This is a genomic window from Candidatus Pantoea deserta (genome assembly GCF_003813865.1).
Lineage (GTDB): Bacteria > Pseudomonadota > Gammaproteobacteria > Enterobacterales > Enterobacteriaceae > Pantoea > Pantoea deserta.
Genome location: NZ_RMVG01000008.1, coordinates 1 through 23690, shown reverse-complemented (window position 1 = coordinate 23690; position 23690 = coordinate 1). Strand labels below are relative to the sequence as shown.

Genomic DNA, 23690 nt, shown 5'->3' with positions numbered 1-23690 from the left:
CGATAGCTGCCATTATCGTGGCTGAAGGAAGCCGTTAATTCATTCAGAAGGTAAAAATACGCGTTTGCTTATTTCATCCTGTTAAACGGCAGCAAAAAAAGAGTTAGGGAGAAGTGATAATGACAGATATTTTCAGTGCTTAAGCTGGCGAGTTTATTTTTTTTCAGCGCTTACACAGCGGCGTTTTCGCCTCTATCAATCAATAACTGATAGCGAAGATCTAGATGATTACAATCAAAACGAAATTGATACCCATGCTGGTATCCGCCACATTTCTCTCAGGGTGTACGGTTGTTCCAGGCCAGCACCTTTCCACTAGCGGAAAAGATGTCGTTGAGCAGCAGGACAGCAACTATGACATCGACAAATATGTCAACGTTTTCCCGTTAACGCCGCGCCTGGTGGAACAGATGCGTCCCAAGCCGCTGGTGGCGCAGGCTAACCCAGGGCTACAGAACGAAGTTCAGAACTATGAGTACCGCATCGGCATCGGCGACGTCATTAACGTTACCGTCTGGGATCACCCGGAGTTGACCACGCCGGCCGGTCAGTACCGCAGCGCCAGCGACACCGGCAACTGGGTACATTCTGACGGCACCATTTTCTATCCCTATATCGGCAAAGTTCGCGTCGTTGGCCGCACGGTCACCGAAGTGCGCGGCGAGATCGCCCGCCGCCTTGCCCAGTTTATCGAAAGCCCGCAGGTCGATGTCAGCATCGCCTCCTTTAAGTCGCAGAAAACCTACGTGACCGGCGCGGTAACGACCTCTGGTCAGCAGCCGATCACCAACGTGCCGCTGACGGTGCTGGACGCCATCAACGCCGCGGGCGGCCTGGCTGCCGATGCCGACTGGCGCAACGTCGTGCTGACGCACAACGGCACCGAACAGCGTATCTCGTTACAGGCGCTGATGCAGAACGGCGACCTGAGCCAGAACCATCTGCTCTACCCTGGCGACATTCTGTATGTGCCGCGCAACGACGATCTCAAAGTGTTCGTTATGGGCGAAGTGCGCCAGCAGTCCACGCTGAAAATGGACCGCAGCGGCATGACGCTGGCGGAAGCGCTGGGTAATGCGCAGGGTATGGATCAGACGGCGGCCGACGCTACCGGCGTGTTTGTTATCCGTCCGATTCGCGGTTCTAACCGCACCAAAATCGCCAACATTTATCAGCTGAATACCAAAGATGCGGCGGCGATGGTGATGGGTACCGAATTCCAACTTGAACCTTACGACATCGTCTACGTCACCTCTACGCCGCTGACGCGCTGGAACCGTGTGATTTCGCAGCTGCTGCCGACTATCGCCGGTATCAACGATGCGAGCGAGGCGGCGCTGCGTTTCCGCAACTGGTCGAACTAGGTTTAGCCATGATTACGTCCGTGTTAGTGGTCTGCGTCGGCAACATCTGTCGCTCTCCTACCGGAGAGCGCTTACTGAAGCGCGCATTGCCGGAAAAGCGAATCGCTTCGGCAGGGCTTGGCGCCCTGAAGGGGTATCCGGCGGATCAAACCGCCAGCGAGGTGGCCGCGCGTCATGGTCTCTCGCTGGAGGGACATCATGCGCAGCAGTTAACTGCCAGTATGTGCCGCGATTACGATCTGATTCTGGTGATGGAAAAACGCCACATCGAACAGGTCAATCGCATCGATCCAGCCGCGCGCGGAAAAACCATGCTGCTTGGGCACTGGCTCAACCAACAGGAAATCGCGGATCCGTATAAAAAGAGTCGTGAGGCCTTTGAAGAGGTTTACGGGTTACTGGAAAACGCTACCCAGAAATGGGTCAACGTACTAAGCCGATAGTTGGGATTATCCATGAATATTAAAAATAAGGTTATGACCGCGCCAAGAGAGGAGTCGACAGGGTTCGATCTTGGGCATCTTTTGGGTCAGCTGATCGATCATCGCTGGATCATTGTCGCCGTAACCGCCTTCTTTATGCTGGTGGGAACGCTCTACACACTGTTCGCTACCCCGATTTACAGCGCCGACGCCATGGTGCAGGTGGAGCAAAAAAACACCAGTACCGTGCTCTCTGACCTGCAAAGCATCCTGCCTGCGACGCCGGAATCTGATACTGAAATTCAGATCCTGGAATCGCGCATGGTGATTGGCAAGACCGTGAGCGATCTCGGTCTGGATACCGTTGTTGAGCAGAACTACTTCCCGATTATCGGGAAAGGGCTGTCGCGCCTGATGGGTAATAAACCCGCTCAGATCGCTATTTCGCGTCTGGAAATCCCGCGCACCATCGACAAGCGCAACGTTGAGCTGGAAGTTAACAGCCCGACTACCTATACCGTCAGCAAAGACGGCGACGAGCTGTTTAAAGGTCAGGTGGGACGTCTGGAGCAACACGGCGACATCACCATGCTGGTCAGCGATATTCAGGCTGATGAAGGCACCAGCTTTACTGTAACCAAGCTGAACGAGTTGCAGGCGATTAACTCGGTGCTGGCGAACCTGACCGTTGCGGACAAGGGCAAAGACACCGGCGTGCTGGGCCTGGAGTATCTGGGTGAAGATCCTGAGCACATCAGCAAAGTGCTGAACCAGATCGTTAACAACTATCTGCTGCAAAACGTTGAGCGCAAGTCTGAACAGGCTGAGAAGAGCCTGGAATTCCTGCGCAACCAGCTGCCTCAGGTACGCGCTAAGCTGGACGACGCGGAGAACAAGCTGAATACGTTCCGTCGTCAGAACGAATCGGTGGATATGTCGCTGGAAGCGAAATCGGCGCTCGACTCCTCCGTCAGCGTGCAGAGCCAGCTGAACGAGCTGACCTTCCGCGAGGCCGAAGTGTCTCAGCTGTTCACCAAAGATCACCCGACCTATCGCGCGCTGCTGGAAAAGCGTAAAACGCTGGAAGGCGAGCAGGCGCAGCTCAACAAGAAAATCTCCCAGATGCCGCAGACTCAGCAAGAGATTCTGCGTCTGACCCGCGACGTGCAGGCAGGGCAGGAGATTTACATGCAGCTGCTGAACCGTCAGCAGGAGCTGGGCATTAGCAAAGCCAGCACCGTCGGCGACGTGCGCATTATCGACAACGCTGAAACAGCTAACTCGCCGGTCGCGCCGAAGAAAACGCTGATCATCGCCGCGAGCCTGCTGCTGGGCCTGGTGGTCTCTGTGGGTCTGGTGCTGCTGAAAGCGCTGCTGCATCACGGCATCGAGAACCCGGAACAGCTGGAAGAGCTGGGTATGAACGTCTATGCCAGCGTGCCGCTCTCTGAATGGCAGCGCAAGAAAGACACCGAAGCGCTGGCGCGTCGCGGTCACAAAACGAAGCTCGACCCGCACGAAACGCTGCTGGCGCTGGGCAACCCGACCGATCTCTCCATCGAAGCGATTCGTAGCCTGCGCACCAGCCTGCACTTCGCCATGATGGAGGCGAAGAACAATGTCCTGATGATCACCGGCGCCAGCCCAGGTATTGGTAAAACCTTTATCTGCGCCAACCTGGCCACGCTGGTGGCGAAAGCCGGTCAGCGCGTCTTGTTCATCGACGGCGATATGCGTCGTGGTTATACCCACGAGCTGATCGGCGCGGATAACAAATCCGGTCTGTCTAACATCCTGTCAGGCAAAACCGAGTTTTCTCCGGCGCTGATTCAGCGCGGCGTTTACGGCTTCGACTTCCTGCCGCGTGGTCAGGTGCCGCCGAACCCGTCTGAGCTGCTGATGCATCGCCGCATGGGCGAGCTGCTGGACTGGGCAAGCAAAAACTATGACCTGGTGCTGATCGATACGCCGCCGATTCTGGCAGTAACCGATGCGTCGATTATCGGCAAACTGGCGGGTACGTCGCTGATGGTGGCGCGTTTCGAAGCCAACACGGCCAAAGAGATCGACGTCAGCTACAAACGCTTCGCGCAGAATGGCATTGAGATTAAAGGCGTGATCCTGAACGCCGTGGTGCGTAAAGCCGCGAATGCCTACGGTTATGGCTACGACTACTACGACTACGAGTACGGCAAGCCGACGAAAAGCTAAGGTTTGACGATGACGGGGCGGTGTAACCGCCCCTTTTTATCGTCCCATAAAGACAACACGCAACGATGTACACAGGTGATTCTGTGTTTCGCGCCAGACGCCACGAATAACACGCATAACCGGGCGGGCGTCCATAACAGAATGGGTCAGCAACAGGACCGCTTTGTCGCCGCGTGCGGCGCGACGGTCTGTTGAGCTGACAACGTGTGGAATTAAGGAATCACACCATGGCTCCATATTGGTATATATCAGGTTTTTTGCTGCTGATTTCCATCGTGGAAATCCTGCTGAAAAAAGACGAACGTACAACTCATCTCCTGACTTATCTGCTCTGCATCGCCGCCGCAACGCTGGTGGTGTTTGGCGGTATCCGCGGTCTCGGCACCGGTATGGATGATTATCAGTACCGCAGCTTTTTTGCTGATTTTATCAACCGTATTCAGGTCAACGGCTTCGCTGAAACCGTCGCATTCTTTCGCTATGAGCCGCTGATTTTTGGCCTGGCCTATCTGGTCAGCCTGTTTTCTCACAACGCCGACATCTTCCTGTTTGTCTTCTGCCTGCTGGCGGTCGCGGTAAACGCGGTTTTCTTTAAAAAGATGTCGCCCTATCCGATTCTGGCGCTGGCGCTCTATTCGGCGCATATCTTTATCAACAAAGATATGAACCAGATTCGCTTTGGCCTGAGCTCTGCGCTGTTTCTCGGCGTGATCTGGTATATCTACCAGAAGCGCTACTGGATGGCGCTGGCGTTTACCCTGTTATCGTTTTTCAGCCATAACACGGCGGTGATGGTTGTCACCCTTATTCCTTTCCTGTTTATCCGCGATTCGCGCTGGTGGCCGGTGGCCATTATTCTGCTGAGCGTTCCGGCTTCGAAAGTCGGCGGCACCAGCTTTATCGCGCTGATCTCGTCGCATCTGGGATCGCTGGGGGAGAGGGCGGAAGGCTACAGCAACGAAACCTCTAACACCGGCGAAGGCAGCATCTTCTCGGTGTCGAACCTGAAGAACATCATGCTGGTGTTTATCTTCGTCTATTTCCTGCTGAGCGACGAAATCAAAAAATATAACTATCAGCAGTATCGCCTTAACTATCTGCTGGTATTGACCTTTGCTATCGGCGGCGGCATTCGTATCTTCTTTTATAACTACTCATCGGGCGCGCGCCTCTCTAACTATTTGTTGCAGGTCGAGCCGATTATTCTGGCCTCGCTGGTGTATCAGGTCAGACCGGTACTGAAGCCGGCTATGTTCGCCATGTTCGCTTTCTTTCTTGTCTACTACCTCTACTACAACACGATTTCCCTTAAGCAGGCCGTTGTCGGCTATGAAGTGGCGAAGGAATTCAGGCTGTTCCACTAACCGGAGAGGTAACATGACTAAATCGCTTATTGCCGTTGCGATCCTGTCGGCGTCCTGCCTGGCGCAGGCGGCCGACGATCGCGGCGCCTTTATTATTGCCGCCTACGGCGACTCCACCACCGCAGGCGTGATGTCTTCGGGCGGGAAAAATATCATTACGCCGGGCAACGAGATGGCGTATCTGCAAAAGCTGCTGCAAAGCAAATACGGCAGCGAAATTGAAGTGAAAAACCACGGCGTGCCGGGCGCGCAGGCGGCAGAGCTGCTCTATAACAAGGGCAAAGAGGATCCCAGCGGCTGGACGGAACGCATGGCCAATTCCGATGCGAAGCTGATCCTGCTGAACTACGCCATTAACGATGCGCGCCATTTTTACTTCAAGGATAAAAACGCGCACCTGGAAAGCCCGGAAGAGTATGGGCGCATCATGACCGCGCTGGTGAAAGAGGCAAAGGCCCATAACAAGCTGGTGGTGTTACAGGAGCCAAACCCGATTTGCGGCAAGGTCGAGCGCTGGAATGTCTGGCCTTACGTTTACCAGCTTAATGAAGTCGCCAAAGCGCAGGGCGTGCCCATCGTGAAGCAGTGGACCGCGATTAAAGCGCAGCGCAACTGGCAAAGCGCCATGTCGCCGGACTGTATCCATCCTTCCGAGACGCTTTACCAGCAGAAAGCGCAGCAAACCTTTGATGTGATCAGTGCCAACTTCGGTAAACAGCTGTCGCAGCCTGGCAGTTAAATCCAACCTTCTCTGTGGCTTCAGGAGTTGTCATGTATGTATTAATCATGGTGGTGTCATTTTGCCTGGCGCTGCTCTTTCTGCGCGCGACCTCTTTTCACAAAGGGATCTACAACGGCAGCGGCATCAAAAGCATTTCCGGACTGCGCGCGCTGCTGGCCAGCATCGTCGCGTTTTCTCATCTGGTGCACTATCTCTATTCGCTCGACGGCAACTGGATCTTCGATAAGGATTATTTCGTCTGGTTCTCCGAAGGTAACTTCTTCGTTAACGCCGGCAAGTTCGGCGTACTGTTGTTTTTTATGATCTCGGCGTTTCTGTTCTATCGCTGGCTGGATAATGACGCCATGCCAGCGAGCCAGCTTACCTGGAAACTGCTGAAGTCGCGCGTGCGCCGCATCGTTCCGATGTTCTGGTTCTCCGGCCTGGTGATCATTCTGGTGGGCCTGGTGCAGGGCGGACTGCAGCTTAACGCGCAGAGTGTGACCGACGCTGTGCTCTGGCTGTTTTTCATCGGCAGCTATCATATAGGCGATTTTTTAACCGCCGATGTAAACGCCGGCGTAGAGTGGACGCTGCGCCTTGAGTGGCTGCTTTATCTCTCTATCCCGCTTATCTATGTGATCAACCGCGCGACGCGGGGCAAATACAAGACGCTGCTGATCCTCGGCTCTATCGGCGTGATTTTCATTATTGCCGTCGGTCTGCGCCTGTGGGGGAAAACCTACACCGATCCGCGTCCGGTGCTTGGCTTCGCGATGGGCTATTTCGCTTACGCCTGGCGCGACCAGCTGGCGCGCCTGAAAAATGTGCGTACGGCGGGCGTCGCCTGCATGCTGCTGGCGATTTTCGCGCTGGGTTTCACCAGCAACGCCTTCTGGTATCTGGTCTTCCTTTGCTGTCTGACCGCCATCTTCTTTGTGGTGAGCAGCGGCAATAGTCTGCTGGGGATGCTGGAGAACAAAACCCTGATGTCGATCGGCGAGGTGAGCTATAGCCTCTATCTGATCCACGGCGTGGTGCTTTACTTCATTAAGCAGGTTCCGCTCGGCTGGATACCGCACAATATGGTGGTCTACACCCTGATCTCCACGCTGTTTTTCATCATCTCGTTCTACGTGGCAAAGATGACCTATCTCTGTGTCGAAAAACCCTTTATCGGCAGCAGCAATAAGAAAAAGGTGGCGGCTGAAGTCTCGCCCGCCAGCCAGGATCGCTCCGGTAACCCCTACTGATTAACGGGACTGCGTCCGTCGCCGCCGCACGCAGTCCATTTTTTAGATTTCGGCCCTGTATTTAAGAGGTACTGGCATGAAGGACATTCGTTTCTCCATTGTAATACCCGCGTATAACGCGTCGCAGTCGATCGTCGCGACGCTGGATTGCGTCAAGGCGCAGAGCTATCGCAATTTTGAAGTGATTATCGTTGACGACAAATCCGCCGATGCGGCGGCGCTGGCGGAGGTAGTCAACAGTGAGCGCTATCAGGATCTGGGCATCAATCTGGTGCTGTCTGAGGTGAAACTGAACGGCGCAGGCGCGCGTAACAAGGGTATTGAGCTGGCGACCGGCGATTACATCAGCTTTCTTGACGCCGATGACGAATGGCACGCCGACAAGCTGCTGGAGACCAGCCGCAAAATTCACGAGCTGGAAGCCCAGGGCAAAAGCAAATTCGTGATCTACAGCCAGGTCAATATCTATCAGGACGGCAGCTTCCTGAAGGTTATGCCGATGCAGACGCCGGGTAAAAATGAAACCGTGGCGGAGTACCTGTTCGGCTGCTACGGCTTTATCCAGACCAGCACCATCGTGCTAAAGCGCGAAGATGCGGCGCGCATTCAGTTTGATACCCGCTACATCCGCCATCAGGATTACGACTTCTGCATTCGCGCCGATCGTCTCGGCTATGAGTTTGTGATGATTGCGCGGCCGCTGGCGACCTATCACCTGGTGACAAGTTTTGGCTCCAGGCATAAAGGCGAATCGGTGAAATATTCGCTTTTCTGGCTGGATGCGATGAAGCCGCATCTCACCGCGCGCGACGTTCACACCTATAAAGCCTTTAAGCTGCCGCTGCGTTACAAAATGGACGGCAAGTCGCTGATGGCGAGCCTCAGCTTTGCGCGCTACTTCTTTCTCACCAACAAAGATAACCGGGCCTATTTTCTTAACCGTCTGAAAGACAAGTTAAGAGCGCGGCTGGGTGGTGAAAAAGCGGTTTCCTGATTTTAACTTTGCTCCCCGCTGCGGGAGCGTTTTCCCGGAACGACTCTTTTTATTCAGGTATGAATATGACGAATCATGTTGGCACCGTAGGCATTGTGATGCCGATGTATAACGCTCATCAGACGGTTTTGCGCGCCGTGCAGTCGGTGATGAACCAGACGTGGCCAGACTGGCACCTTTACCTGATCAACGACAAATCGACCGATGATTCGCTGGCGCTGGTGCGCGAGCACTGTCGCGATCCGCGCATCACCATTCTCGATAATGAGGTCAACCTTGGGGCGGCGGAGACGCGCAACGTTGGGCTGCGTGCGGCGAAAGAAGAGATCATCGCCTTTCTCGACAGCGATGACGAATGGCACGTCGATAAGCTGGCGCAGCAGGCTGCGGCTATCGCTGCGGGCGACGATTTCGTTATCACGGAATATCACTATAAAACCAAAAAAGCCGATCACGACATTACCTACAGCAAACCCTATCTTCAGCAGGAAAACTTTGTGAAGAAGCAGTATCGCGTCTGCTTCTCGTCGGTCTGTTTCCGTCGTCCGCCGCAGGGCATTTTCTTCCAGCGCAAAGGGCACGAAGACTTCCTGTTTCTTTATGAACTGTTCACCCGTTATAAACAGGCGCGCGTGATTCAGAGCATTCTGGTCAATTATTACGAGTTAGGCGATTCCCTTTCGCGCAATAAGAATAAAGCGGCGAAATGGCATCTCGAATTATTAAGAATTATCTATAAAAACAATCCTTTAAAAATCTATTACTATTACGGCTGGTATATGGTGAACGGCGTGCTGTTTACCCTGAAGCATCGATAACAGGATTGTCTTTTTACTCTTTTGAGGTGGGTTGCGTTAAATGAAAAAAATCGTCCTGGTGATCAAAGATGCCTACTCATACGCCGGCACTGAGAACATCTGTAACTTTATGTCTGAGTGTCTGGGCGAAACGCACGACGTCACTATCTACTCGCTGGAAGGCAGCGGTAAACCTTTCTACCCCTTTGAACATGCGAAATCGATTGTCAGCTTCGAAGGACACAGTAACCCGATCAAAAGCATCGTAAAGCGTATTCACGAAGAAGACGTCGACAGCGTGTTTTTGATCAGCATGGGGCGTTTAAGCGTAATGTTCGCCTTCTGGAGCCTGCTCTCCGGCAAGAAAAAACGCTTCAAGGCCTACGCCTGCGAACACATTGCGATTAACTCCTTCAGCAAGCCGATCAAACTCCTCAAGTACCTGCTGCTGCGCTACTACGATCAGGTTATCGTCCTGACCGACAAAGACCATCAGGTCTTCTCTCGCTGGCGCATTCCAAGCAAGCAAATTCCCAACCCGGTGGTGTACAAAGCCTTTGAGCGTCGTTCGCGCAGCCGTCAGGCGCTGGCGGTGGGCCGTCTCGATCATCAAAAAGGGTTCGATCTGCTGCTGGACATCTGGCGTGACTTTGCGCAAACCCATCCGGACTGGACGCTGGTGATCGCAGGCGATGGCGAACTGCGTCAGCAGCTGGAGGATCAGGCGGCGGCGCTCGGCATTACGGGCAGCGTTAACTTCGTTGGCCGCGTCAGCAACATCAACGACTACTATCGCGACAGCGATATGGCGCTGATGACGTCGCGCTACGAAGGGCTGCCGCTGGTGCTGCTGGAAGCGAAATCCTGGTCGCTGCCGGTGGTGGCATACGACTGTCCGACCGGTCCGCAAGAGATTATCAACGAGGGCGAAGACGGTTTCCTGGTGCCGATGAACGATAAAGCGACCTTCCTGGCGCGTATGGATCGGCTCGCCAGCGATGACGCGCTGTTCTACGCCATGAGTCAAAACACGCAAATTACCGCGCTGAAATTCGACGGTAAGCAGATTAAGCAGAGCTGGCTGGCGCTGGTTTAGCCGCGGCAAAGAGCAGGCCTATTGGAACGTGCCTCAGGGGACACTGTTACGGCCCATTGCGTGGCCCCACTGACTACGGGATTTGATGCATGAAAAGAAGAGAAGTCTTGCAAACCGCAGCCTCCTCCATTGTCGCCGCGCTGTCCGTCAGCGCATTTTCCAGCCACGCAGCGAAAAGCAGCGGCGTCGCGCTGAAAACGGTCGATCCGTCGGCAGTGCCGAAAGGGGACGTGCCGATTCTGACGCCGGAAAACCTCTACGCGATGCCGCCGCAGTTCTGGCAGAGCTTCGAAGGCCAGCTATGGATCGGCAAAGCCGGCAGCGATGCCAGCCAGGCCGGAAACCAGATTCCGGTGTTTCTGCGCGACGACAGCGGCAAGCTGTCGCAGATTACCCAGCCGATCGCCCTCAATAAAGGCAGCTTCGCCCGCTTTATTCACGACAACGCCGCGCTGATCGCCGATCCGGCGCACTCTATGACGGTGAAGGATAACGACGGCGCCACCCTGTTTGCTATCCCTGACGTCAGCCGACCGGGGCAGGCGGCGTTCAGCCAGCGGCTGGCGCAGCCGGGCGGCTATCAGCTGATCGGCGAAATCGCCTCGGTGGACGAGCTGCGTAAAACCCGTCCGCTGTTCGAAGGGGCGAAGATCAAGCTGAAAAGCTGGCATGAAGGGCTGGAAGTGGGCGGCGGGGAGTTCGTCGGCAGCTTTCAGAACGTCAGAGATGACGGCGGCGTCAACATCGCCGGCGACGGTTTTTCCTGGCGTCGCGTGGTTGACGATTTTAACCGTCTGTCGCTGTTTGACTTCGGCGCCATCGCCGATGGTAAAACCGACGCGGCGCCCGCGATTAAGGCGATGTATCAGTGGTCGGAACAGGCGCAGCAGCCGATTTGCGTACAGTTTCCCGCCGGAACCTTCTTTGTTTCCGCCTGTGACTTTGGCCAGGAAGGTCGCCGTTTCTTCCGTATTTCCGGCGCCATGGTTAATTTTGGCTATTTCCCGGCGACCACCATTGTTTCTGACGGAAAGTCAGACTTTGTCTTCAGCGTCAACGCGCGCTGGGTCGAGATTTCCAACCTGATCTTCAACGGCAATACGGACAAACGTCCTAACCAGCAGGGGCTGTTTCGCAATACCTGCGATGGCGGCCAGTTCTTCCGCGGCGCCTGCCTGCGCTTCAACGCGGTGGGCGGCACGGCGCTCAGCCTGCTCGACACGCTGGACTGCAAAATCGACCAGTGGTACGCCTCGCGCTGCACCGGCGATGTGATTAAAGCGGGCTGGTCAGGCCGCAAGGCGGGCGCCTGGGATCACAGCACCGCTATCGAACTCTCTAACTTCAATGCGCAAAACTGCCGCGGCGGCATGGTGCTGAACCTGCCGCGCTGTAGCCAGTCGATTATTCACAACGGCTGGATCGAGCACTGCGACCATCCGGGCGACATCTCTAACGGTCAGTGGATCGTCGACGCGCTGAGCCTTGAAGACTGTAAAAATCCGCTGATCGCCCACAACTCGCGCCTGAATATGCGCCAGACCAATCTGCAATCCGGGAGCTGGATTGACAACTCCGATCAGGGCGATCGCTGGCTGAACGTCTGGGAGATGGGTTCCACGCGCGTGGAGTCGTATGGCGTCGCGATCGACGGCAGCCTGAAATACAACTACATCACGTCGCGCTGGCGACTGGAAAACAACAGCGATCAGCAGACGTGGTTTGAGCTGGGCACGCTCTATTCACCCACCGTGGGTGACGCCTGGGAGATCGAAATTTTCGGTCAGTCGGAATTTAGCAACGGCAGCACCAGCCAGCCGCTGATGAACCCGATTTCCGACCGCTCAACCGGCGGGCGCGCAGTGATTCATGTGCAGCGCAAAAAGAACAAGGCGGAAGCGAGCTGGTCGGCGGAAGGCAGCAGCCCGGTAGCTGAGGTGCGCTACGTGGCGGCGAACGACAGCGAAGTGCGCCTCTTCGTTAAGCTGGCGGGCTGGACGCCGTCGGCGGTCGTGCTGATGAAAACCACCAGCAAAGACCGTTTCGCCACGGGTCGCTGCGCACGCGTCAGCGCCCGTATGGAGAAAGCGACGCCGCCCTCTGGCAACGTGGCCGCGCCGCAGCGTTTTAGTCTGCATAACGGTAAAGCGGGCATCGGCGGCAATGAGCAGGGCGATCTGCTGCTGGCCTCGCGCGCGCTCAATGCAGAGCAGGTGGATACCAGCAAACCCAAAGGCTTTATCTCGATGGTCATTAATGGCGAACCCTGCGCCGTGCCTTACTTCGCTATTAAAAGTTAACGCTTCTTTATCGCGCGCAGGGAAGGGCGCGAGCAGCACTCTCTGGAGCTTTTTTTTGTATTTTGGTTTTTTTTAAACACAGAGTTCACTTTGCCAGTTCAGGACATGGCGGCTTGTTTATCCGACACATCGCAGCAGCAACCGGTCGGGTAAAAAATTAAAAGAAATTTTTTCGGAGTTTTTTGATGAAAATTTTATTGGTGGGTAACCATACGTGTGGAAATCGCGGGGATGGCGCGATTCTTCGTGGGCTGATCGATTCAATGAATGCTGCGCGCAGCGATCTTGAAATCGATGTGATTAGCCGTTATCCAACTAGCTCTGGGTATTTGCTCCAGCAAGACATCAAGCAGGACTCGCTGTTTTTACACAACAGTAAAGGGGCGAAAGGCCTGGTCGGGACGGTAAAGCGTAAAGTCGCCAATCGCCTGATGCCGAATATTATGATGGCGCATCTGGGTAAAGGCGGCCTGTTTAAATCCTTCGCCGTGCCGGCGCATCTGGAAGCCTTCACTGACAGCCTGAAACAGTACGACGCCATTATTCAGGTCGGCGGCTCTTTCTTCGTCGATCTGTATGGCGTCACCCAGTTCGATCATGCGCTGTGCGCCCTGATGGCAAAAAAACCTCTCTATATGATCGGCCATTCGGTCGGTCCCTTCCAGAATCCGCGCACTAACGCGCTGGCTAATTTTGTTTTTGATCGCGTCGACAGTCTGGTGCTGCGTGAATCGGTTAGCCTGGATCTGATGAAAAAAGATGGCGTCACCACGCGCAAAGTCGCGCCTGGGGTGGATACCGCCTTTCTGGTGCGCGCGCGCAGCGTAGAGCAGCCCAGCCATAACCTGCTGCACTGGCAAAACATCATCAGCAGCCGCAAAACCATTGCGATTACCGTGCGCGAGCTGGCTCCCTTCGATAAACGACTGGGCGTGACGCAGAAAGAGTATGAGGCCGCGTTTGGCCGCGTCATCAATGCGATGATTGCCGAAGGCTATCAGGTGGTGGCTTTTTCAACCTGTACCGGCATCGACAGCTATGCCAAAGATGACCGCATGGTCGCGCTGACGCTGCGTGACAGCGTTGAACAGCCCGAACATTATCACGTCATCATGGATGAGTTTAACGACCTGGAGCTAGGCATTCTGCTGGGCCACTGCCACCTCACCATCGGCACGCGTCTGCACTCCGCCATTATTTCGATGAACTTCGGCACTCCGGCCGTTGCCATTAACTATGAACACAAATCGATGGGCGTCATGAATCAGCTTGGCCTGCCGCAGATGGCGACGGATGTGAAGAGCCTGATGGACGGTTCGCTGATTAACAAAGTCAAAGATGTACTGGCGAATCATGACGCCATTAAACAGCAGGTCGATGCGGCGGTGGCGCACGAGCGCGAAGTCGGAAACCGGATCACAGAAGAGATCCTCAACGTATTGGGGTAATGCTATGAAACTGACTTTTTTCACCATGCGTTTCCCGGTCGCCTCTGAGACCTTCGTGCTGAATCAGGTGACCCATTTTATCGACGCCGGTTATGACGTAGAGATTATCTCTGTGTTCCCCGGCGATATGGTAAATCGCCACGCCGCCTTTGATGAGTATCAGCTGGCGGCGCGGACGCACTATCTGCTGCCTGAAGAGAAAGTGTCGAACATCGACAAGCTGAACCAGCGTCTGAAGCTGGTGCTGCCGAAGGTGGCGAAACCGGCGCTGATCCGCTCGCTGAACGTGCGCCGCTACGGCGCCCAGTCCAGCAAGCTGCTGCTGCCCTCTATCGTGGCCAATACCAGCCAGCCCTATACCGCTGACGTGTTTCTGGTGCACTTTGGCTACGCGGGCGCGCTGGCCAACAAGCTGCGTGAGCTGGGCGTGCTGATTGGCAAGCAGGCGACGGTGTTTCACGGCGCCGATATTTCGCGTCGTCATATTCTGGAAGAGCACAAGCAGGACTACGTTAACCTGTTCGAGCAGAGCGAGCTGCTGCTGCCGATTAGCCATCTCTGGGAGCGCAAGCTGATTGAGATGGGCTGCCCGCCAGAGAAGATTCACGTCACGCGCATGGGCATTGAGCCGGAGAAGTTCAACTTCCAGCCGCGCCAGGCGTTTCACTCGCCGCTGCGCATTGTTTCCGTGGCGCGCCTTACCGAAAAGAAAGGGCTGGATGTGGCGGTGAAGGCCAGTGAAATCCTGAAGCAGCGGGGCGGCCAGTTTGAGTTCACTATCATCGGCAACGGCGATCAGGATGAGATGATGCGGGAGCATATCGCTCGCGCCGGGCTGGAGGATTGCGTCACCATGCCGGGCTTTAAGCCGCAGGAAGAGATCCGCGCCGCGCTGAACGAAGCGGATATTTTCCTGCTGCCGTCGAAAACCGCCGCGGATGGCGATATGGAAGGCATTCCGGTGGCGCTGATGGAGGCGATGGCGGTAGGCTTGCCGGTTGTCTCGACCTTTCACAGCGGCATTCCAGAGCTGATTGAAAACAATGTTTCAGGCTGGCTGGTGCCGGAAGATGACGCCGAGGCGCTGGCCGATACGCTGCTGAAGCTGTCGCAGGGCGATGTGGACGTCGCGCCGGTGGTGGCAGCGGCGCGTCGTAAAGTCGAAACGGAATTCAACCAGCATATTGCCTACGGTGAGCTGGCGCAGCTTCTGGAGCGACTGGCGTGAGTGGTTTAAAAAAACAGGCGGTATGGCTGTTTGGCAGCACCTGTTTCGCCGCGCTTCTTCAGGTTTTGCAACTCAGCGTACTGGCGCGCAAGCTGGAGGCGCACGAGCTGGGCCTGCTGGCGATCATTAATGCTATCCTGGCGGTGGCAACCGTGCTTCAGGATATGGGGATGAGCAGCTATATCGTGCATCGCCAGGAGATTACGCGCCGTGAGCAGAGCACTATCTACTGGGTCAACGTCTCGCTGAGTCTGGCGACCGGCCTGATTCTGCTGGGCATCGCGTATCCGATCGCCTGGTTTTATCATCTGCCGGAGCTGGTGGGGCTGATTATGCTCACCAGCCTGAACTTCCTCGTGCTGGGCCACCTGTCGCAGTATCAGGCGCACTACATTAAAACCAAACGCATGGTGCTGCTCGCGAAAATCGAGATGGCCACCAAGCTGTTTGCTTTTCTCTGCACCGTGGCGATGCTCTATTTCACTTCGCTGACGGTAGCGGCGGCTATCCTCGGCCTGTTTATCAACGCCTTTACCCGCATCCTGTGTATGATCGCTTTCGGCGAGAAGTCTTGGCGACCCACCTGGGAGTTCGATAAAGCGACCTTTATCAGCGCGGTACGCTACGGCATCTATCAGCTTGGCTCGCAGACCATTAACCAGCTGCGCACTCAGGCGGATGCGTTGATTGTCGGCAAGGTGATGGGCGCGGAGATGCTCGGCATTTACTCGCTGGCGAAAGAGCTCATCCTGCAACCGCTGAAGCTGGTATCGCCGGTGATTAACCGCCTGGCGCTGCCGCGCTTCGCCGAGAAACAGCAGGACCCGGAGCAGCTGAAAAAGCTGTTCCTGAAGGGAACCTTCGTCATCATGCTGTTCAGCAGCGCCATGTACCTCGCGATCGGCATCCTCTCGCCGGTGATTGTACGGGTGCTCTACGGCGCGTCGCACGAGCAGGTTTATCATCTGATCCCGCTGATGCTGCTGTTCGGTATGCTGCGCCCGATGGGCGGACTGACCGGCGCGATTTCCCAGGCGAACGGGCGGACCAACGTGGAGTTCTACTGGAATATCGTCGCCAGCCTGGTGGTGCTTGCCGTACTGGCGACCACCTTTATCTGGCCGAATGTGCTCTATGTCGCGCTGACGCTGTCCATCTCACAGGTGCTGATCTCCGCCTTTGCGCATCCGTTCTTTATCAAACCGGTAATCGGCATCCGCTTTATGCCCTATGCGCGTCAGTGGGTGTCGGTCTCGGCAATCTTTGTCGCGGTGATTGTGCTGGTGAGCCACTTTAACCTGTTTATCATGCCGGAATGGTTTGAACGCTGGCTGTAATCTGTCGATGTTATTCCGGGCGGCCACTGTGCCGCCCGGTTCTTTTTTAGCCTGGCCTTATCCTGCAGCGCCGAATGCGGATAGCGAGGTTTTTTTCGCACAGGTTAGCGTTTGTCTTTACTCACTTTATGGCGCGTCTGAACAGTGGGAAAAAGATGAATTTCTAAGGGATGACAGGCATTTAGTGTCGGATTTTCGGATAAAGATTATACTTGCAGTTCTGGCCGATCCTGCATAATCGACCGCACGTATTCACTTCATGAAATGGAAAAAATATGACCAAGCTTAAAGCAGTAATCCCGGTTGCGGGTCTCGGTATGCATATGCTTCCGGCGACAAAAGCAATTCCTAAAGAGATGCTGCCTGTCGTTGATAAGCCGATGATTCAATACATCATTGATGAATGCGTTGCCGCGGGCATCAAAGAGATTGTGCTGGTCACCCATGCTTCCAAAAATGCGGTGGAAAACCACTTCGATACCACCTACGAGCTGGAAGCCCTGCTCGAAGCGCGCGTTAAGCGTCAGCTGCTGAGCGAAGTGCAGTCCATTTGCCCGCCGGGCGTGACGATTATGAACGTGCGCCAGGCGCAGCCGCTGGGCCTGGGCCACTCTATTCTGTGCGCTCGCCCGATGATCGGCGACAATCCTTTCGTAGTGGTGCTGCCGGACGTGCTGCTGGATGACTCTACCGCTGACCATTTGCGCTACAACCTGGCGGCCATGGTGGCGCGCTTTGAAGAGACGGGCCATAGCCAGGTGCTGGCGCAGCATATGCCGACTGCCGACCTCTCAGAGTACTCGGTGATCACCACTGAACAGCCGCTGGATAACCCAGGCGACGTTAGCGCCATCACTGACTTTGTTGAGAAGCCGGAAGAGCCAGCGCCGCTGAACTCCGACCTGGCCGCGGTTGGCCGCTATGTGCTGTCAGCTGACATCTGGGGCGAACTGGAGCGCACTGAGCCGGGCGCGTGGGGCCGTATTCAGCTGACCGACGCCATCGCCAGCCTGGGCAAGAAGAAGCCGGTCGATGCCGCGCTGCTGACGGGGCGCAGCTTTGACTGTGGTCGCAAGCTCGGCTACATGCAGGCGTTTGTCTCGTACGGTCTGCGCAGCAACGGCATGGGACAAGAATTCCGCGCCGCCATCGAAAAAATTCTGGCAAAATAAGTTTTCTTAGGTTTTGCCGCGCACCGACGCGGCAGCTTTGACAGGAGCTGACATGGCAATTTTGGTAACGGGCGGGGCGGGGTATATCGGCTCGCACACGGTGCTGGCGTTATTGCAGCGCGGCGACGACGTTGTGGTACTGGATAACCTGTGCAACGCCTCGCGCGAGGCGATTAACCGCGTTGAGAAGCTGGCGGGTAAAAAAGCGACCTTTGTCGAAGGCGATATTCGCGATCGCGCCTGTCTGCGCGACCTGTTCGCCAGCAACGACATCTCGGCGGTGATCCACTTTGCCGCGCTGAAAGCGGTAGGGGAATCCACCCGTATGCCGCTGGAGTATTACGAGAACAACGTAGCGGGCACCGTGGTATTGCTGGAAGAGATGCGCGCCGCAGGCGTATTCAACTTTATCTTCAGCTCATCCGCCACGGTTTACGGCGCTGACGCGCCGGTTCCCTATGTGGAAACCACGCCGATTGGCGGCACCACCAGCCCTTACGGCACTTCCAAGCTGATGATTGAGTTAGTGATGCGCGACTTCGCCTTTGCTGAACCGCAATTTAAAGCTATTGCGCTGCGCTATTTCAATCCGGTCGGCGCGCACGAGTCGGGCGAAATCGGCGAAGATCCTACCGGCATTCCCAACAATCTGCTGCCCTATATCGCTCAGGTGGCGATTGGCCGTCTGCCGCAGCTGGGCGTATTCGGCGGTGACTACCCGACGCCGGACGGCACCTGTCAGCGCGACTACATTCACGTCGTCGATTTGGCGGAAGGTCATCTGAAAGCGCTGGATCATTTACCGAAAGTTGAAGGTTACAAAGCCTACAATCTGGGCGCGGGTAAAGGTTACTCAGTGCTGGAGATGATCAAGGCGTTTGAAGCGGCTTCGGGTAAGCAGATTCCTTATGAGATCAAACCGCGTCGCGACGGCGATCTGGCCGCCTTCTGGGCGGATGCCAGCCTGGCTGACAGAGAGCTGGACTGGCGCGTGACGCGCGGGATCGAAGAGATGATGCGCGATACGTGGAACTGGCAGAGCAAGAACCCGAACGGGTTTCGTTAGTTGAAAAGAAGGGCGAACTCCGGTTCGCCTTTCTTATATTTGATTTGAATTATCTTATCAGTTCTTTCCCACTATTCTGATTGCATCGCCCTGACGCATCAGCAACCATCTCCTGCGCCAGTGAAGCGCTCAAGAGTTGAACTAACACCTGTGTCATAATCGCTTTTTATTCGTAATAGCTATACCCGAGTGATAGAATTTAAGATTGTTGAATGATAAACCCAGTCAAACAATTTCATTAATAAAGTGATATCAATCAATGAAATGCTGATTATGTTGAAGTTCACATTACCAGCATACTCATTCGTCTAAAGATAATTAGCATTGTGGGAGCTGTAACCCAAGGGCGGTAGCGTGCCCTAAGCGCATATAATTGTATGCATTTTATTCGGGCGCTCATGCCTCAGATAGCTTTTCAGGAATAAACACGTTATGAAGATACTTATCACTGGTGGTGCAGGTTTTATCGGTTCGGCAGTTGTTCGTCATGTTATTAACAATACGAATGATGAAGTCATAAACGTTGATAAACTAACCTATGCAGGCAATCTTGAATCGTTGAAAGAGGTGAGCGGCAATCCACGCTACACCTTTAAGCAGATCGATATCTGCAACGGCCAGGCTATCACCGAAGCATTAAATGAATTTCAGCCTGATGCCATCATGCATCTGGCCGCTGAAAGCCATGTTGACCGTTCGATCACCGGCCCGGCCGAATTTGTTCAGACGAACGTGGTAGGTACCTACACACTGTTAGAAGCGGCCCGTCAATACTGGAGCGCATTGCCTGAAGTACGAAAAGCGGCATTTCGTTTCCACCATATTTCTACTGACGAAGTGTATGGCGATCTACCGCATCCAGATGAAATGGACGGCGATTTGCCGCTGTTTACGGAAGAAACCCCTTATGCGCCCAGCAGTCCTTACTCCTCGACTAAAGCGGCCAGCGATCATCTGGTTCGCGCATGGGGACGCACCTATAAATTGCCGGTTATTGTGACCAACTGCTCAAACAACTATGGTCCTTATCACTTTCCGGAAAAACTCATCCCGCTGATTATCAGCAATGCGCTGGAAGGCAAACCTTTACCTATCTATGGTAAAGGCGACCAGATTCGTGACTGGCTCTATGTCGAAGATCACGCGCGTGCGCTCTATACCGTTGTTAAAAACGCAAAGACTGGCACCACGTATAATATTGGTGGACACAACGAAAAGAAAAATATCGATGTTGTGATGAAAGTCTGCGACCTGCTTGATGAACTGCGTCCAAAAGCAATGCCTTACCGCGACCAGATTACTTACGTTCAGGATCGGCCGGGGCACGATCGTCGCTACGCGATCGATGCCGCTAAAATTGAAAAAGATCTGGGCTGGAAACCGGAAGAGACTTTTGAAACGGGCCTGAAAAAAACGGTCGAATGGTACCTCAACAATTCAGAGTGGGTTGAGCACGTAAAGAGTGGGGCCTATCAGAACTGGATCGAACAGAACTATGAGAAACGCAGCTGATGAATATTATTCTGTTCGGTAAAAATGGTCAGGTAGGGTGGGAATTGCAGCGTGCGCTGGCTCCGTTGGGTAAAGTTGTGGCGCTGGACCGTCATTCTAGTGATCACTGTGGTGATTTGACAAATCCAGAAGGCATTGCAAAAACCGTGCGGGATATAAAACCTGACGTAATTGTGAATGCCGCAGCCTATACCGCCGTAGATAAGGCAGAAACTGATTTCCATAATGCTGAGTTAATTAATGCCGTCAGTGTGGAGGCGCTGGCATGTGCAGCGAAGGATGTGAACGCTTTGCTGGTTCATTATTCTACCGACTATGTTTTCGATGGCAGCGGTGAGCGCCCTTGGAGGGAAGACGATGTCACTTCTCCCCTGAATGTTTATGGCAAAACTAAGCGCCAGGGCGAAGAGGCAATAATTGCGCATGTGCCTAACTATCTCATCTTCCGCACCAGTTGGGTATACGCGGCAAAAGGTAACAATTTTGCCAAGACCATGATCCGCCTGGCACAGGAACGAGAAACGCTATCTGTAATTAACGATCAGTATGGCGCACCCACTGGTGCCGAGTTGATTGCTGACTGTACTGTGCATGCAATCAAAGCAACCTTGGCTCAGCCTGAAAAAGCAGGCATTTACAACTTGATTGCCTCAGGTGTTACAACTTGGTACGAGTATGCAGAATTGGTTATTGGATATGTCCGGGATAGGGGGCTGCCGCTTAAGATCACTGCAATTAATACTGTAGATACCGCAGCGTTTCCAACACCCGCTAAGCGTCCCTCTAACTCCAGACTCAATACTGAAAAACTGACGACCGCATTTGGTTTAACACTGCCGGAATGGCAACAAGGTGTTATTCGCATGTTGAATGAACTATATGACTGAGTCATTTCAGGTCCTGTAAAATTCTAAGGGTAACGTTGTGAAAAGTAAAAAAGGAATAATTCTCGCAGGCGGCTCAGGTACGCGCCTCTATCCGGTCACCATGGCGGTAAGTAAACAGCTCCTGCCTATATATGACAAACCGATGATCTATTATCCGCTCAGCACGCTTATGCTTGCGGGCATTCGTGACATTTTGATCATCAGTACTCCGCAAGATACCCCTCGTTTTGAAAGCCTGCTAGGTGATGGTTCACAGTGGGGTCTTAATCTGAAATACATCGTTCAGGAAAGACCGGATGGTCTGGCACAGGCATTTATTTTGGGTGAAGAATTTATTGGTGAAGATAATTGCGCATTGATACTGGGCGATAACATCTTCTATGGTCATGACTTGCATAAGCAGCTTGAAGATGCCTCTGATAAAGAGAAGGGTGCGACGGTCTTCGCCTATCATGTTCATGATCCAGAGCGTTACGGCGTTGTTGAGTTCGATAAATCTGGCAAAGCCATATCACTGGTAGAAAAGCCCACCGAGCCGAAAAGCAACTATGCCGTGACTGGTTTGTACTTCTATGACAACAGCGTGGTTGAATTGGCGAAGAACCTAAAGCCCTCTCCACGTGGAGAGCTGGAAATTACCGATATCAACAACCTGTATTTGGAAAAAGGCGAACTATCGGTTTCTATTATGGGCCGTGGTCACGCGTGGTTGGATACTGGCACGCATCAAAGTCTGATTGAAGCAAATAACTTCATTCAAACTATTGAGACCCGCCAAGGGCTAAAAGTCGCTTGCCCGGAAGAGATTGCATATCGTATGGGATTCATTAATGCTGAAAAGCTCAAAGAGCTCGCGAAACCGCTACTTAAAAATGATTATGGCAAATATTTGATGGCATTATACAACGGGAAACTATAATGAAAATCATTGATACAGAAATTCCTGACGTAAAGATAATAGAGCCGTCAGTGTTTGGCGACGAACGTGGTTTCTTTATGGAAACGTGGCAGCAAAAGAAATTTGAAGAACAAGTTTCACCACGAACTTTTGTACAAGATAATCATTCAAAATCTTCAAAAGGAATTTTGCGTGGTTTGCACTACCAGACCGTAAATACACAAGGCAAGCTTGTCCGGGTAGTTGCAGGCGAAGTTTTTGATGTGGCAGTTGATATGAGAAAGTCATCGCCTACATTTGGAAACTGGGTAGGCGTATACCTTTCGGCAGAAAATAAGCGGCAGCTATGGGTGCCAGAAGGATTCGCTCATGGTTTTTATGTGACTTCTGAAAGTGCCGAATTTGTTTACAAATGCACCGATTACTACAATCCACAATATGAGCATTCTTTGCTATGGAATGATTCAGATTTGAATATCAATTGGCCGATCCCTGAAGGTGATAGTCCTGCTCTTTCCGCTAAAGATAAAGACGGAATAGCATTTTCACAAGCAGTAACCTTTGATTGATTCCTAAAACTAAGGATGCGTTATTTATGCATCCTTTTTATGTAGCTAATGATGATGAGCAATAAAGGTACAGTGAGTATCCTGATGGGTACTTATAACGGTGAAAAATATTTAGCAGAGCAACTCCAGTCAATTGCTTCACAAACGTACACTAATTGGAATCTTATTGTTTCTGATGATGGTTCAACAGATAGTACCTGTGAAATTATTGAGCATTTTGCGCTAAAGTATCCTAATAAAGTCGTACTACATAAAGGACCAGGGAAAGGGTTCGCAGCGAACTTTTTAAGTATGCTGCAACGTAGCGATATAGATTCCGATTATTATGCATTTTGTGATCAGGATGATATTTGGCTGGATGGCAAGCTTGAATCTGCTGTCATGCAGTTAAACTCAGTGCCGCAGAATAAATACAAATTGTATGGCTCGCGTACCAAATTGATCGACTCAAATGGCAATTGTATCGGTTATTCACCGTGTTTTAAGAAAGCATTTTGCTTCAATAATGCACTTTTACAAAGCTATGCTGGTGGGAATACTATGGTGTTCAGTCGGGGATTGAAGCAACTCTTTGAAACGTTTCCTGCCGACTTAAAAATCGTCTCCCACGATTGGATTCTTTACATTATCTGCAGTGCTATGAATGGCGTTGTTATTTATGATCGAGAACCTCTAATTCTTTACAGACAACATGCACATAATCTTGTCGGGAGTAACATAGGGTTGCTGTCAAAATTTAGAAGATTTAATCGACTTTTTTCTGGAGAATTCAAAATCTGGAGCAGAATGAACTGTACGGCGCTGGATTGTATTAAAGAGAGTATGCCGAATGAGAATCAGGTTAATTATGTTAGGTTTAAGTCTTTAAAGAAAGGTCTGGTAAAAAGGATTGCTAGTTTTATATTTGGCGGTTTTTACAGACAAAGCTTCGTTGAAACATGTGCCTTTTTTATCATGAATGTCTTTAGAAAATTGGTTTAATGAATGATGGTGTGAATATGAAACGAATTGTTTTTATGATTATCAGATTTTTTCTGAAGATAGTAATTTA

Annotated in this window: 20 protein-coding genes; all 20 read left to right on the top strand. The window is 53.1% G+C overall.

Features of this window, described 5'->3' with window-relative positions; translation table 11 throughout:
- Positions 1-224 precede the first annotated feature (224 nt).
- The 20 genes from BBB56_RS11890 (at position 225) to BBB56_RS11795 (ending at position 23620) form a co-directional block, all read left to right on the top strand.
- Complete coding sequence (locus tag BBB56_RS11890) at positions 225-1364, top strand: polysaccharide export protein (RefSeq protein ID WP_123801169.1); 1140 nt, start codon at positions 225-227, stop codon at positions 1362-1364.
- Between the two features lie 8 nt (positions 1365-1372).
- Positions 1373-1807 carry an arsenate reductase/protein-tyrosine-phosphatase family protein gene (locus tag BBB56_RS11885; RefSeq protein WP_123801168.1) on the top strand — a complete coding sequence of 145 codons (435 nt, stop codon included), beginning with the start codon at positions 1373-1375 and terminating at the stop codon, positions 1805-1807.
- A 12-nt stretch (positions 1808-1819) separates the two neighbouring features.
- On the top strand, positions 1820-3997 hold the full coding sequence (gene wzc, locus BBB56_RS11880) for a tyrosine-protein kinase Wzc (protein ID WP_123801167.1): 2178 nt from the start codon (positions 1820-1822) through the stop codon (positions 3995-3997).
- Positions 3998-4224: 227 nt separating this feature from the next.
- Complete coding sequence (locus BBB56_RS11875) at positions 4225-5361, top strand: EpsG family protein (RefSeq protein WP_123801166.1); 1137 nt, start codon at positions 4225-4227, stop codon at positions 5359-5361.
- Positions 5362-5374: 13 nt separating this feature from the next.
- Positions 5375-6100 (top strand): SGNH/GDSL hydrolase family protein, encoded by a 726-nt coding sequence (locus tag BBB56_RS11870; RefSeq protein WP_123801165.1) that lies wholly within the window; start codon positions 5375-5377, stop codon positions 6098-6100.
- Positions 6101-6132: 32 nt separating this feature from the next.
- Positions 6133-7335 carry an acyltransferase family protein gene (locus tag BBB56_RS11865; protein WP_123801164.1) on the top strand — a complete coding sequence of 401 codons (1203 nt, stop codon included), beginning with the start codon at positions 6133-6135 and terminating at the stop codon, positions 7333-7335.
- A gap of 76 nt (positions 7336-7411) precedes the next feature.
- Positions 7412-8329: a glycosyltransferase family 2 protein gene (locus BBB56_RS11860; protein ID WP_123801163.1), complete on the top strand. Its 918-nt coding sequence runs from the start codon at positions 7412-7414 to the stop codon at positions 8327-8329.
- Between the two features lie 65 nt (positions 8330-8394).
- A complete protein-coding gene (locus BBB56_RS11855; RefSeq protein WP_123801162.1) occupies positions 8395-9147 on the top strand; it encodes a glycosyltransferase family 2 protein in 753 nt (250 codons plus the stop codon).
- Positions 9148-9187: 40 nt separating this feature from the next.
- Positions 9188-10222 carry a glycosyltransferase gene (locus BBB56_RS11850; protein ID WP_123801161.1) on the top strand — a complete coding sequence of 345 codons (1035 nt, stop codon included), beginning with the start codon at positions 9188-9190 and terminating at the stop codon, positions 10220-10222.
- Between the two features lie 89 nt (positions 10223-10311).
- Positions 10312-12522 carry a phage tailspike protein gene (locus BBB56_RS11845; RefSeq protein ID WP_123801160.1) on the top strand — a complete coding sequence of 737 codons (2211 nt, stop codon included), beginning with the start codon at positions 10312-10314 and terminating at the stop codon, positions 12520-12522.
- Between the two features lie 185 nt (positions 12523-12707).
- Positions 12708-13970 (top strand): colanic acid biosynthesis pyruvyl transferase WcaK, encoded by a 1263-nt coding sequence (gene wcaK, locus BBB56_RS11840; protein ID WP_123801159.1) that lies wholly within the window; start codon positions 12708-12710, stop codon positions 13968-13970.
- A 4-nt stretch (positions 13971-13974) separates the two neighbouring features.
- Positions 13975-15198 (top strand): glycosyltransferase, encoded by a 1224-nt coding sequence (locus tag BBB56_RS11835; RefSeq protein ID WP_123801158.1) that lies wholly within the window; start codon positions 13975-13977, stop codon positions 15196-15198.
- The gene (locus tag BBB56_RS11830) at positions 15195-16535 is read left to right on the top strand and encodes an MOP flippase family protein (RefSeq protein WP_123801157.1); all 1341 of its coding nucleotides are present in this window, start codon (positions 15195-15197) and stop codon (positions 16533-16535) included. Before BBB56_RS11835 ends, BBB56_RS11830 begins: the two co-directional genes overlap by 4 nt.
- Positions 16536-16810: 275 nt before the next feature.
- On the top strand, positions 16811-17707 hold the full coding sequence (gene galF, locus BBB56_RS11825) for a UTP--glucose-1-phosphate uridylyltransferase GalF (RefSeq protein WP_123801156.1): 897 nt from the start codon (positions 16811-16813) through the stop codon (positions 17705-17707).
- A gap of 52 nt (positions 17708-17759) precedes the next feature.
- The gene (gene galE / locus BBB56_RS11820) at positions 17760-18773 is read left to right on the top strand and encodes a UDP-glucose 4-epimerase GalE (protein ID WP_123801155.1); all 1014 of its coding nucleotides are present in this window, start codon (positions 17760-17762) and stop codon (positions 18771-18773) included.
- 432 nt (positions 18774-19205) lie between these two features.
- The gene (gene rfbB / locus BBB56_RS11815; RefSeq protein ID WP_123801154.1) at positions 19206-20285 is read left to right on the top strand and encodes a dTDP-glucose 4,6-dehydratase; all 1080 of its coding nucleotides are present in this window, start codon (positions 19206-19208) and stop codon (positions 20283-20285) included.
- Entirely contained in the window at positions 20285-21172 is an 888-nt protein-coding gene (gene rfbD / locus BBB56_RS11810) for a dTDP-4-dehydrorhamnose reductase (protein WP_123801153.1), read from the top strand. The genes rfbB and rfbD overlap by 1 nt, the downstream gene beginning before the upstream one ends.
- 37 nt (positions 21173-21209) lie before the next feature.
- Complete coding sequence (gene rfbA / locus BBB56_RS11805) at positions 21210-22091, top strand: glucose-1-phosphate thymidylyltransferase RfbA (protein ID WP_123801152.1); 882 nt, start codon at positions 21210-21212, stop codon at positions 22089-22091.
- Entirely contained in the window at positions 22091-22639 is a 549-nt protein-coding gene (rfbC, locus tag BBB56_RS11800) for a dTDP-4-dehydrorhamnose 3,5-epimerase (RefSeq protein WP_123801151.1), read from the top strand. The genes rfbA and rfbC overlap by 1 nt, the downstream gene beginning before the upstream one ends.
- Before the next feature lie 84 nt (positions 22640-22723).
- Positions 22724-23620, top strand: a complete 897-nt coding sequence (locus tag BBB56_RS11795) for a glycosyltransferase family 2 protein (protein ID WP_158673936.1) — start codon at positions 22724-22726, stop codon at positions 23618-23620.
- Positions 23621-23690 lie beyond the last annotated feature (70 nt).

Excerpts from the sequence above, each read along its gene's own strand:
- BBB56_RS11890 (WP_123801169.1), top strand. The coding sequence starts at position 225 with ATGATTACAATCAAAACGAAATTGATACCCATGCTGGTATCCGCCACA.
- BBB56_RS11885 (WP_123801168.1), top strand. The coding sequence starts at position 1,373 with ATGATTACGTCCGTGTTAGTGGTCTGCGTCGGCAACATCTGTCGCTCT.
- wzc (WP_123801167.1), top strand. The coding sequence starts at position 1,820 with ATGAATATTAAAAATAAGGTTATGACCGCGCCAAGAGAGGAGTCGACA.
- BBB56_RS11875 (WP_123801166.1), top strand. The coding sequence starts at position 4,225 with ATGGCTCCATATTGGTATATATCAGGTTTTTTGCTGCTGATTTCCATC.
- BBB56_RS11870 (WP_123801165.1), top strand. The coding sequence starts at position 5,375 with ATGACTAAATCGCTTATTGCCGTTGCGATCCTGTCGGCGTCCTGCCTG.
- BBB56_RS11865 (WP_123801164.1), top strand. The coding sequence starts at position 6,133 with ATGTATGTATTAATCATGGTGGTGTCATTTTGCCTGGCGCTGCTCTTT.
- BBB56_RS11860 (WP_123801163.1), top strand. The coding sequence starts at position 7,412 with ATGAAGGACATTCGTTTCTCCATTGTAATACCCGCGTATAACGCGTCG.
- BBB56_RS11855 (WP_123801162.1), top strand. The coding sequence starts at position 8,395 with ATGACGAATCATGTTGGCACCGTAGGCATTGTGATGCCGATGTATAAC.
- BBB56_RS11850 (WP_123801161.1), top strand. The coding sequence starts at position 9,188 with ATGAAAAAAATCGTCCTGGTGATCAAAGATGCCTACTCATACGCCGGC.
- BBB56_RS11845 (WP_123801160.1), top strand. The coding sequence starts at position 10,312 with ATGAAAAGAAGAGAAGTCTTGCAAACCGCAGCCTCCTCCATTGTCGCC.
- wcaK (WP_123801159.1), top strand. The coding sequence starts at position 12,708 with ATGAAAATTTTATTGGTGGGTAACCATACGTGTGGAAATCGCGGGGAT.
- BBB56_RS11835 (WP_123801158.1), top strand. The coding sequence starts at position 13,975 with ATGAAACTGACTTTTTTCACCATGCGTTTCCCGGTCGCCTCTGAGACC.
- galF (WP_123801156.1), top strand. The coding sequence starts at position 16,811 with ATGACCAAGCTTAAAGCAGTAATCCCGGTTGCGGGTCTCGGTATGCAT.
- galE (WP_123801155.1), top strand. The coding sequence starts at position 17,760 with ATGGCAATTTTGGTAACGGGCGGGGCGGGGTATATCGGCTCGCACACG.
- rfbB (WP_123801154.1), top strand. The coding sequence starts at position 19,206 with ATGAAGATACTTATCACTGGTGGTGCAGGTTTTATCGGTTCGGCAGTT.
- rfbD (WP_123801153.1), top strand. The coding sequence starts at position 20,285 with ATGAATATTATTCTGTTCGGTAAAAATGGTCAGGTAGGGTGGGAATTG.
- rfbC (WP_123801151.1), top strand. The coding sequence starts at position 22,091 with ATGAAAATCATTGATACAGAAATTCCTGACGTAAAGATAATAGAGCCG.
- BBB56_RS11795 (WP_158673936.1), top strand. The coding sequence starts at position 22,724 with ATGGGTACTTATAACGGTGAAAAATATTTAGCAGAGCAACTCCAGTCA.